Origin of the sequence: Micromonospora sp. CB01531, from assembly GCF_001905095.1 — a bacterium.
GTDB lineage: Bacteria > Actinomycetota > Actinomycetes > Mycobacteriales > Micromonosporaceae > Micromonospora.
This window is the reverse complement of the sequence record NZ_LWLS01000091.1, coordinates 1-10962: the sequence shown is the minus strand read 5'-3', so window position 1 is coordinate 10962 and position 10962 is coordinate 1. Positions and strand designations below refer to the sequence as shown.

7 protein-coding genes are annotated in these 10962 nt (G+C 68.8%); 5 read left to right on the top strand and 2 right to left on the bottom strand.

Annotation, left to right across the window (positions count from 1 at the left end; all coding sequences use genetic code 11):
• Window positions 1-2368: AfsR/SARP family transcriptional regulator (locus A6A27_RS44505; protein ID WP_158074076.1), on the bottom strand; the 2368-nt coding region annotated here is incomplete at its 3' end.
• A 200-nt stretch (window positions 2369-2568) separates the two neighbouring features.
• Window positions 2569-4548 (bottom strand): ABC transporter ATP-binding protein, encoded by a 1980-nt coding sequence (locus tag A6A27_RS27325; RefSeq protein ID WP_073837522.1) that lies wholly within the window; start codon window positions 4546-4548, stop codon window positions 2569-2571.
• A 303-nt stretch (window positions 4549-4851) separates the two neighbouring features.
• Here A6A27_RS27325 and A6A27_RS27320 point away from each other — a divergent pair, with 303 nt between their 5' ends.
• From A6A27_RS27320 to A6A27_RS27300, 5 genes are all read left to right on the top strand, one after another.
• Window positions 4852-5043 (top strand): hypothetical protein, encoded by a 192-nt coding sequence (locus A6A27_RS27320; protein ID WP_073837521.1) that lies wholly within the window; start codon window positions 4852-4854, stop codon window positions 5041-5043.
• 41 nt (window positions 5044-5084) lie between these two features.
• Window positions 5085-7247 (top strand): lanthionine synthetase LanC family protein, encoded by a 2163-nt coding sequence (locus A6A27_RS27315; RefSeq protein ID WP_143194203.1) that lies wholly within the window; start codon window positions 5085-5087, stop codon window positions 7245-7247.
• A 158-nt stretch (window positions 7248-7405) separates the two neighbouring features.
• Window positions 7406-8164 carry a thioesterase II family protein gene (locus tag A6A27_RS27310; RefSeq protein WP_083672921.1) on the top strand — a complete coding sequence of 253 codons (759 nt, stop codon included), beginning with the start codon at window positions 7406-7408 and terminating at the stop codon, window positions 8162-8164.
• Window positions 8165-8178: 14 nt separating this feature from the next.
• Window positions 8179-9042 carry an AfsR/SARP family transcriptional regulator gene (locus A6A27_RS27305; RefSeq protein WP_083672920.1) on the top strand — a complete coding sequence of 288 codons (864 nt, stop codon included), beginning with the start codon at window positions 8179-8181 and terminating at the stop codon, window positions 9040-9042.
• 133 nt (window positions 9043-9175) lie between these two features.
• Complete coding sequence (locus A6A27_RS27300) at window positions 9176-10903, top strand: fatty acyl-AMP ligase (RefSeq protein WP_073837518.1); 1728 nt, start codon at window positions 9176-9178, stop codon at window positions 10901-10903.
• Window positions 10904-10962: the final 59 nt, after the last annotated feature.

The window sequence follows — 10962 nt, the reverse complement described above, 5'->3', positions numbered from 1 at the left end:
TGATGGCCCGGTGGTATTCCGCAATTGCCTCACGGTGTCGGCCGAGCCGGCGGTACACCAGGGCAAGGTTGTTGCGGGTGATCGCTTCGCCGTCTGGCTGTCCGAGCGTGTGATGCAGGGGCAGTGCCCGTCGGAGCTGCGTCAGCGCGGGATCTGTCCGGCCTGCGGTGTTGTATGCCTGGCCCAGTTCGGTCAGGGTGTGCGCTTCGGCGCGGGGGTCGTCGAGCTGGCGGGCTGCGGTCTCGGCATGCAGCAGGAGCTCGATCGAGTCATCGGTGTGGCCGCGCCGGATCTGGTAGGGCTGCAGCAGATGGGCGAGCAGCAACACCTGCCGCTGACAGGGGCCGCTGCTAGCGGTCCGGGCGGCGGCGATCAGGTTCGCGTACTCCGCGTCGAGCCAGGTGAGTGCGTGCTGCTCGTCGGCGAACTCGACCGGAGGTGCCTCCGGTGCCGGAGGCTGCCCGACCGGTGGGAGCGAGAATCTGCGGATCAGCCAGGTCGCGGCGTCGGTCGTCGCCACGTACCAGTCGAGCAGCCGTCTTTTGGCGGCCGCGATGCTGTCTTCGGTGTCCTCGGTGAGGCACCGCCGCGCGGCGTATTCGCGCAGCAGGTCGTGCATCTGGTACCGGTCCGGTTCCACCTGCTGCACGAGGTGCTCGTCGAGCAACGATTCGAGCGCGAGCTGCGCGGCCGCCGGTTCGCAGCCGACCAGTGCCGCCATCGACGCCGCGGTCACGTCGTTGCCGGGGTGGACGCCGAGCAGCCGGAACAGCCGTCGGCGGTCCGGAGCCAGCGCCCGATACGACAGGGCCAGGACGCCCTGAACCGCTCGCCCGCCGACGGACAGTTCGTCCAGCCGGCGATTCTCGTCGGTCAACCGGGACAGCAGATGGCTGATGGGCCAGGCCGGCCGCGCTCGCAGTCGTCGCGCGGCGACTGCGACGGCCAACGGCAGATGACCGCAGCGCGCCAGCAGCGCGTCGGCCGCGGACGGCTCGGCGGTCACCCGGTCGCGGCCGACGATCGTCGTGAGCAGGTCCAACGATTCCTCCCGGTGCAGCACGTCCAACCGGACGGTGTGAGCACCGTCCACGGCCAGGCTGCGCCGGCTCGTCACGATCACCAGGCAGCCCGGATTGGCCGGCAGTAACGGGTGAACCTGTGACTCTTCGGCTGCGTTGTCCACGACGAGAAGCACTCGCTGCTCGGACAATCGGTCCCGGAACACCGCCGCGCGGGCGTCGATCTTCTCGGGAATTCCGGACGGCGGGACGCCCAGCAGCCGGAGCAGGGACTCCAGCACCTCACCGGGGTCGGCCGGCGCCGAATCCTCGGTGAATCCGTGCAGGTCGACATAGAACTGCCCGTCCGGGTAGGTGGCGGAGAGCCGGTGGGCGGCATGTATCGCCAGGCGGGTTTTGCCCACACCGGCCATGCCCTCGACCGTGACGATCGGCACGGCTGTGTCCGGTGGGCTGGTCGCCGCTTCCACCAGCGCCGCTAGTTCGCGTCGCCTGCCGACGAATTCCGGGATGTCGGGTGGCAGGTGCCGGTGCGCTTTTTCCAGCGCCTGGCCGGCGTTATGCGGGGTGGGCGGCTGCGGATTTCCCGTCAGAATCCGCCGGTGCAGCTCTTGCGACTGCGTTGACGGTTCGATGCCCAGCTCCGCGACGGTCCGGCGGTGCAGCTCGCGATAGACCGCCAGTGCGTCGGAGCGCCGTCCCAGCCGGGTGTGCACCGTCATCAGGTGCCGGGAGAAGCGCTCGTCCAAGGGGCGCTCAGCGGCCAGCCGGACCAGTTCGGGGGTCAGGCCGTCGAGTTGCCCGTCGGTGATTCGCGCATCGGCGTACTCGGCAGCGGCATCGACCCGGGCTTCGTCCATGGCGGCCGCGCTGTGCTCGATCACCCGGCCTGTCAGGCCGCTGAAGGCCGGTCCACGCCAGAGCGCGAGCGCGGTGCGCAGCAGTCGCACCGCGGTCGCGTTGTCACCGGCGGTCCGTGCCTTGCCCGCCGCCGTTATCCCGGCCTGGAACTGCTCAAGGTCGTATCGGTCGGCAGCCACCTCGAGCAGGTAGGCGGAGGATCGGGTAACGATGGGGGCGGCGGCGCGGCTGCCGCCGGGCGCCAACCGACGCCGCAGGTCGGAGACAAGCCCCTGCAGCTGCACCCGGTACGACCGCGGCGGCGCGTCCCGCCACAGCTCGTCGACGAGGATGTCCATGGAGACGGGCTGGTTGGCGTGGGACAGGAGAAGTGCGAGTACCAGGGTGCGTTGCGGCCCGCCCAGGTCCATCGGTTGGCCGCGCCACTCGACGGTCAACGGGCCGAGTGCGCGAAAGTACAGATCCTCATCAGCTTCCAAGGTCAACTGCCACCTCGGTATCGCGGTCACTTCGTATGGGTTCGCCACCCGGGCGCTTTCAGCCCTCGCGTCGCACGGCAGCCTAGTCACGGTGAGTACTGGGAAAACCTACCAGCGGTTCCGCAATCCGACTTGGCATCAAAACCGGCATACTTCCATATGTCGGTGCTTCGAATTGCAGGATGGATGTCAACTTTCCTGCTGGCTCAGCATGTCGCAGAGTCAGCGGGGCCGACGGCCGACCCTGCCCCGGCAGCATTGCCCTGGTAGCCCGCCGCTTGAAGGGTGAACAACTCGGCATACCGGCCACCGGCGACCATGAGCTCGTCGTGGTTGCCGCTCTCGGCCAGGGCGCCGTCGTGTAGGACGAAGATCCGGTCGGCGTGGCGGACGTTGGCCAGCCGGTGGGTGATGAGGATGGTGGTGGCCCGCCCCTGCCGGTCCCGGATCGCCTGGAACAGCGCGTCCTCAGCCCGCGGATCGAGGGCGGAGGACGGCTCGTCCATGATCAGCAGGTCGGCGTCGCGGAGGAAGCCGCGGGCGGCGGTGATGCGCTGCCACTGCCCGCCGGAGAGGTCCTGGCCGTGGGCGAAGGTGCGGTCGAGCAGCGTCTCGTACCCGTACGGAAGACTCTCGATCATCTCGTGTGCGACGGCCCGGGCAGCGGCGGCCTGTATCCGGTCCAGGCTCGCTTCGCTGTGGACGTCCCCGATGGCGATGTTGGTCGCCGCAGTGAACGGCCACTTGTGGTACTCCTGAGTGACCACGGCGATCCGGGCCCGCAACCCGTCGGTGTTCCAGTCGGCCAGCGGCCGACCATTCCAACGGATGACACCCGAGGTGGGCGCGCGCAGGTTGGCGATCAACGCGGCGAGGCTGCTCTTGCCGGAGCCGTTCTCCCCCACGAAGGCCACGGTCTGCCCCCTCTCGATGGTCAGCGTCACGCCGTCCACGGCAGCGGTATCCCGGTCGGGGTAGCGCAGGCTGACCTGATTGACGGTCAGCTCACGCAGCGGCCCCAGCGATTCCCCGCCCGACTGGTCGGGCAGGTAGGCGACGGCTCGGGTCATGAACCCCGTGTAGTCGCCGAAGTGCAGGCCCTCGGTGTAGACCTTGTCGACCTGGGTGGTGGCGACCGCCAACGAGCGTTGTGCGGCCTGCAGGGCGATCACGCAGGTCGCCGCAGCGGCCAGTGGGATCTGCCCGTCCACGAGCAGCAGCCCGAGCAGCACGTACACCGCCCCGGTCGCCAGTCCGCCGATCATGGACCCCAGCGTGGTGGTGGTGGTGACCCGACGAGCGAGCGCGAGTTGGATGCCGGTCTCCACCGCCATCACCCGGTCGTACTGATCGAGCAGGAACCGGCGCAGCCCGTACGAGCGGAGCTCCGGGGCCGACACTCGCTCGGCCATGAGCCGGTGCAGCAGCCAGATACGGCGTCGGCGTACCGAGCCCGCCGTGTAGGTCCGATACTGCAGGTGTCCCGCCCGCAGCGAGGCCCACGCCCTCGGCAGCGTGGCGACCAGCAGCGCCACCAACAGCAGCGGGTGGATGACCACCACGGCGACCGCGACGGCGACCAGACCGGCCAGGCCGGCGAGGAAGTTCATCGACGCCTGCACCAGCGAGATCGCCGAGTCGGTCCCCCGCGAGGCCCGTTCCATGTCGTCGGCGAAGGCGTCCGCGTCGAACGCCTCCAGCCGCACGGCCGTACTCATCTCGAACAGGCCGCGCTCGACCTCTCGGCTCACCCGCGGGGTGAGTCCGTTCTGTGCGTACCCGCTGGCGATGCCCATGCCGGCGCGCAGCGCCGTAGCCCCCGCCAGCGCGGCGAGGGCGGGCAGTGCCGATTCGACCTTGTCCGCGGTCGGCCCCCCGGCGAACAGCTCGACCAGCACCTGCTGGGTGGCCAGCAGCCCGAAAGCGGCCAGCACCCCGGCACCGACCGTCGCGGCGGCCACCACGCCAGTGCGGATGCGGTCAGCGCGCCAGCTGATCCGCAACGCCACCCAGACCAGTCGGGGCAACTCGGCGAAGACGGCGAACAGTCCGGCCTCAGCCCGCGCCCGCAGACCCGTCTCCCACCACATCTCCCGCAGCTCGGGCAGTACCGGCTCCGCCGAGGGCAGCGGGGCGGCGGGACGGGGGGCGGTGCGCTGGTCGGCCGGGATGGCGGTTTCGGTCATGGACACGCCTCCTCACGCTCCGCCGCCCGGGTCGCGACGGCCCCCAGTGCGCGACGGCACCACTGCAAGCGTCGAGCGTAGAACATCGATCCGTTCCTGGCGGACGTCGTGAGCGCCGACGCGGGGCGGTTGCGGAGTCGCTCGATCGCCGCACCAGTCAGCGGAGCACCGCAGCACCGATCACCGCCCGCAGCCGCGCCCTGATTGTTAGTGATTAGTTAGCGGCCGACGCTAGCGTCCGCGCCAGTCCAGGGCGGACCGGCGACCACGCCGTCGCGCTCAGCTACCTCGACGGAGGCGAACATGACCCAGAGACTGCAGGCGGCCCTGCTGGAACTCGCGCCGCGCAACGGTGGACCGGCGGCCGTGGAACCGCGGGTCCACTTCGAGGACGTGCAGCAGTCGCTGCACTCCGCCAACCGCTGCCCGTACACCTGCGGTCCGTGCACCGACCGAATCAGCGACCGCTGCATCGCCACCGGCCGCACCGTCTGACCCATCCCTGACGATCTCCGCTGCCGAGGAGGTAGGTGTCCGTGTCCGACTGGGAATCTGGACCGTTCGTCAAACGGCTCGTCGATGAACGGTACGGCGGCCGGTACACGGTGCGCCTCGGGCCGCAGTGGACCTACGTGGACCGCGACGACGTGCAGCTTCCGGACCATGGCTGGAAGCTGCACGTCTCGTCACGGGCGGAAGACTTCGCGGCCACGGCGGCCCGGACGGTCCCGTTCCTGCTCGAGGTGGGGTGCACCTTCAAGCTGGCCAGCACGAGCGGCGTACTCACCGCGATGAACTACGGCAATGAGACGCCCGCCGGGGTGGGCAACGGCCTCGACGCCCGCTCCCGCCTCCGCAACGAGCGACGGGTGCTCACCGCCTGCGAGGGCGTGCCCGGCGTGCCCGCCTTCATCGACCACTTCGCCCACGGCGACGACGAGTTCCTGGTCACCACCGACGTCGGCGACCAGGATCTGGCGTACCGGGTCGGTAACCAGGGCGCCATGCTCCGCGCCGGCACACCCGTGTCGCCGGGGTTCACCCAGCTGGTGGCCCAACTCGCCCGTACCCTGCTGGCGCTGCACACCCGCGGCGTGGTCATGCGCGACATCACCCCGCGCAACGTCGTCCTCGGCGCCGACCGGGCACACCTCGTCGACTTCGGCATCTCCGCCCTCGACGGCCTGCACGTGCCCGGCGGCACGCACGGCTACGCCTCCTGGGACCAGATGCGCAACGGTCCGGCCACCCCGTCGAACGACCACTACTCGCTGGGGATGACCCTCGCCTTCGCAGCCACCAGCCTGTCCCCCGTGGTGGACGAGACGGAGGCCGAGGTGCCCGCACAGCGGGCACTGCAGTCGCTGACCAGCATCCTCGGTTCCAGACACGCGCCCTTCACCGACCTGGTGGCCGAGCTGCTGCAGGGCACGCCGGAACAGGCCACGGCGGCGCTGCGGACGCTGGCCAACGAAGACTGGGCGGCCCGTACCCGCGCAACGCCCCGCCGCCAGAGCATGCCGACCGCCGATCCCGTCGTCCTCGAACAGCAGGTGCTCGATCAGCTGCTGTGGGAGGTCGAGCACCGACAGCTGCGGCAGCCGGCGTCCGCATTCGCCAACGTGGACGGCAGCATCTACACCGGCAGCGCGGGAGTCGGCCTGGAACTGCTGCACCACCGCCACCAGCCCGGTGTACCGGAGCTGCTGCACCAGCTGGCCGAGCACACCGTCCGAGCCAACACACGGATCGACGTGCCGCCCGGCCTGTTCCTCGGCTCCACCGGCAGCCACCTGTTCCTGGCACAGCTCAGGCAGGCCGGTTTCGACGTGGCGCTCCCCGCGATCCCCGCCGTCCCGTACAACGTCGACGACGAGCACGACGACATCATGACGGGCACCGCCGGCGTCGGACTCGGCCATCTGTACCTCGCCGATGTCCTCGGGAACCCGACGCACCTCGACGCCGCCCGCGCCTGCGTGGACAACCTGTTGGCCAAGACCGAGATGACCCTGTCGGTGGCACTCGACGCCGGCCTGCCCGAAGAGATCGACACCGACCCGTCAGCCAGCTACTCCCACGGCCGCGCCGGCGTCATCGACCTGCTCATCGCCTACACCGCCCGCACCGGCGACCCAGACGTACGGGCGGCCGCCCAGGAACGGTCCCAAGAGCTACGAAACCGCGCCGAGGTGCTGATCCGGCGGGCCCGCGACCCCCGGGCGATCCCACTGTCTGTGTCCTGGTGCCAGGGACTCGCCGGCATCGGCCGCACCCTGCTGCACGCCGCCGAACTCTTCGACGCCTCCGAGTTCACTGCGACCGCCGTGTCAGCGGCTGAGGCCTGCACCGCCTGGATCCCCCGCCTTGGCGGCCTGAGCCAGTGCTGCGGCTTGACCGGGGTCGGCGGATTCCTCATTGACTGTGCCCGCCACACCGGCGACGACCAACACCAGCGGGCCGCCCACGCGGTCGTCCCGCAACTCCTCGCCCGCAGCCACGGCCCGGACGGCTCGCCCTTGTTCGTCAACTCGAACCGGCAGGACGCGCCCTGGTCGTGGGCGACCGGGAACGCAGGCATCCTCGCCTTCCTCCGCCGGCTCAACCGGCCGGACACACCGGAGGTCGTGCCCTACAGCCACCTTCCGCTACGGACGGCGGGCCACCCGGCGGACCGCCCGGCTCTCGTCCGCAGTTGATCCCCGACGACCGGTCACCGCACCGATGATCCGACCGGCGCCGCAGCGCCGGTACCCGCTCGCCCTCCCGTGTACGTGATGAACCGCCAGATATCTGTGCCGCCTCAGTGTGTACGTGCTGTGTTTTTCCACGCCCGGCAGAAGGAAGGTGTCATTGGATGCGTGAACGGTCAAGTAACGGTAGGTCAAGCGCACAGAAATGGGTGCGCTTCCAGCCGCGCAGCGGCGAGCCCCCGGCCATGATTATCGTCTGTTTTCCACCGGCCGGGGGCGGTGGTGGATCCTTCGCGAAACTTCGCGATGTCGCCGCAGCGAATGCCGAATGCGTGACCGTGGAATTACCCGGACGCATGTCCCGGCTCGCCGAACCACCGGTGCAAAGCATGAGCGCGCTGGCCGACCATGTGGCGCAGTCGGTCCTCGAGGCAGTCGAACCACGAGGCATTCCCTATTCCTTTCTCGGCCTCTGCCTGGGCGCGGTCATGGCCTACGAAACGGCCGTGCGCGTCGAGGCGGCCGGCGGGAACGGTCTCCGCAGCATCGTTGCCGCCGGCAGCAACGCCCCGCAGAAGGGCCCACCCTCGGTGGACGACCCCATTGACTTCCTGCGCCGGATGGGCAGCCCGGAGGACGTCTTCGCGAGTCCTGCCCTGCTCGAGATGACCCTGGATATCCTGCGCTCGGATCTGCATCTGTTCCACTCCTACACCTGCTCCGGCCGGCGGCTGAAGACCCCGGTCAGCATCCTGTACGGCCGGGACGACACGCTGGTGGACAGGACCGCGATCGCACCGTGGAAAGACCTCGCCACCAGCATCTCCGTTGACGAACTCCCGGGGGGTCACTTCTTCCTCGACCAAAACTACGATCGCCTGCTCTGCAGGCTGCACGGCGATTTGCTCGACACACCCCGGTAGAGCAAGGATTCCGCATGTCTTATCGCTACACCCCGGCCGGTTCCTCTTATCCCTCACCGACGGAGGCGAAGATACCCAAACTGAGGATTCTCGGCTCGCTCAGCCTGACCGCCAAGAACGGGAAGTCGTGCAGCCCCCGCGCCCTGAAGCTTCGCATTCTGCTGGCGAACCTGCTGTGCGGCCACAATCGGGCCATCCCGATCGAGCACCTCATTCGTGAACTGTGGAATGAATCGCCGCCGAAGACCGCGAAGACGGCACTCCAGGTGTACGTCTCGAACATCCGGAAAGTCCTCGACACCACGGATCTGGCACCGGGCTATGCGCGAATCGTCACCCAGCCACCCGGTTACATGCTCGAGGTGGACGAGAACGTGCTGGATCTCGCACTCTTCGAGCAATACTGGCAAGAGGCCCGGAACGCACAGGACACCGGCCGCATGAAGATGGCCTCACAACTCCTGTCCGATGCGCTCGCGCTCTGGCGCGGGCCGGCCCTGTCGGACGTCTGCACCACCCCGGACCTGCAAGCGGAGGCACGCCGGCTGAATGAGATGCGCCAGGCCGCGCGAGAACGGAAAATCCTGCTGGACCTGGAACTGGGCCGGCACACCGAGGTGATCAGCGAACTGTACGCGCTGACCTCGCGCCATCCGTTTCACGAAAATCTGTGCGCCTACCTGATGATCGCCCTGCAGCGGCAGGGCCGGCCGGCCGACGCCCTCGACGTGTACAGCGAACTCGCCCGAGCCCTGCGCAATGAACTCGGCCTCGATCCCGGCACCCAGTTGCAGCGACTTCACCAGCTGATTCTGCTGCGTGAACCGATTCCGATCGACTCGACCTTCGAACTGCTCCAGCTTGATAAAACAGCCTGAACCGGAGACCGCGCCAGCGCCATTACCGGCGCCGCTTAAGCACGCTTTAAGATGACCTTTAAAGCCGCCTGCTAGATTAGCACTTATTCCATATCGCACGCGCAGAGGGGCGAATATGGTACGCGGTCCTGGAATGACGTTGGCGCACGTCTTGAACGACAAGGCCGAGCGCCATCCGGAGCGAGAGGCCCTCGCATTCATTCCTGATATCAACGAGGGAAAAATAGCGGACCGGCTCACCTTCGGGCAGCTGGCCGAGAGATCGCGCCGGCTGGCGGCACGGCTGGCCGCCGCGGGGTTCGAGCCGGGCGCGCGGGCGCTACTGCTCTTCCCCAGCGGCCTGGACTTCGCCGTCGGGTTCTTCGCATGCTCGTACGCGCGCCTCATCGCGGTGCCCGCACCGCTGCCGGAACGGTCGCCTACGAGCATTCAACGGCTGGCGGGGATGGTCGTGGACGCGGAGCCGGCGCTCATCCTCACCGTCGAGGAGTCGCGGGAAACCGTCCGCGAGTGGGCAGCGGGCAACGGCTATCGCGCGCTGCCCTGCATCACCGTGGCGGACACCGCGGACCCGTCGCCGGACGACGTGCCGCTGGAACTGCCGGCCCCGGACGACCTCGCCCTGCTGCAATACACCTCCGGCTCCACCAGCGACCCGAAGGGTGTCATGGTCAGCCAGGGCAACCTGCTGACCAACCTCGATCTCATCGACTCGTTCGTGGGCCGGAAGCCGGAGATAAGGGTGTGCGGCTGGCTGCCGCACATCCACGACATGGGCCTGATCGGGCAGCTGCTGTACCCGGTGTACGCCGGCGGGTGGCTCCTCCAGCTGCCCCCACTGGAGTTCCTGAAGCGACCGTCCAAGTGGCTGGAGCTCATCGCCCGCCACCGGATCCAGTGCGCCGCGGCCCCCAACTTCGCATACGACCTGTGCGCCCGGGTGACCAGCGAGGATCAGGCGGCGGAGTTGGACCTCAGCCACTGGGAGACCGCGCTCAACGGCGCCGAGCCGATCAACGACCGGACGCTGGAGCGATTCGCCAAGCGGTTCGCGCCCGCCGGCTTTCGCATGGAGTCGTTCCTGCCCTGCTATGGCCTGGCCGAGGCCACCCTGATCGTGACCGGCAGGCCGGCCGGTCAGCCGGTCGGGAAGGCGACAGTCGATCCCGAGCAGCTGGCGCACGGCCGATTGGCCCCGATGACTGGAGCGGGCGGCAAGATCCTCATCAGCAGCGGGACGCTTCTGCACGACAACGTGCTGATCGTGGACCCGGAGAGCCGGATGCCGCTGGCGGACGGCCGGGTCGGTGAGATCTGGGTGACCGGCGCCAGCGTGAGCCGGGGTTACTGGCGCAAGGACGAGGTCAATGAGGAGATCTTCGGCGCGACGACCACGGACGGACGAGGGCCCTATCTGCGTACGGGTGATCTCGGGGTGCGCGACGGGGCGGAGCTCTACGTCACCGGGCGGATCAAGGACCTGATCATCTCCAACGGCCGCAACCTGCACCCCCACGACCTTGAATGTGCGCTGCAGGAGATGGCGGGAGATCTGCCCTTCGGCTCCTCCGCGGTCTTCGCGATCGAGGACCACCAGGTGGTGGCCGTGCAGGAGATACGCGGACGCCAGCACGACGACCTCGCCCAGGCGGCGGCGCGGCTCGGGCTCGGGCTGGCGCAGCAGTTCGGGATCGGCCGAACCAGCGTGGTGTTCGTCCGGCCGGGCGCCGTGCGCAAGACGACGAGTGGAAAGACGCGGAGATCCGCGATGCGCCAGCTCTTTCTGGAGTCGGGGCTGGACCCGATCTACGTGAGCCTGGCTCCCGGTATGAGCGAGCGTCTGGGGAAAACGCCGTCATGACTTATCCAGCTTCGTACGCGCAGCGCCGGTTGTGGTTCCTGGCTCAGCTGGAGGGGCCC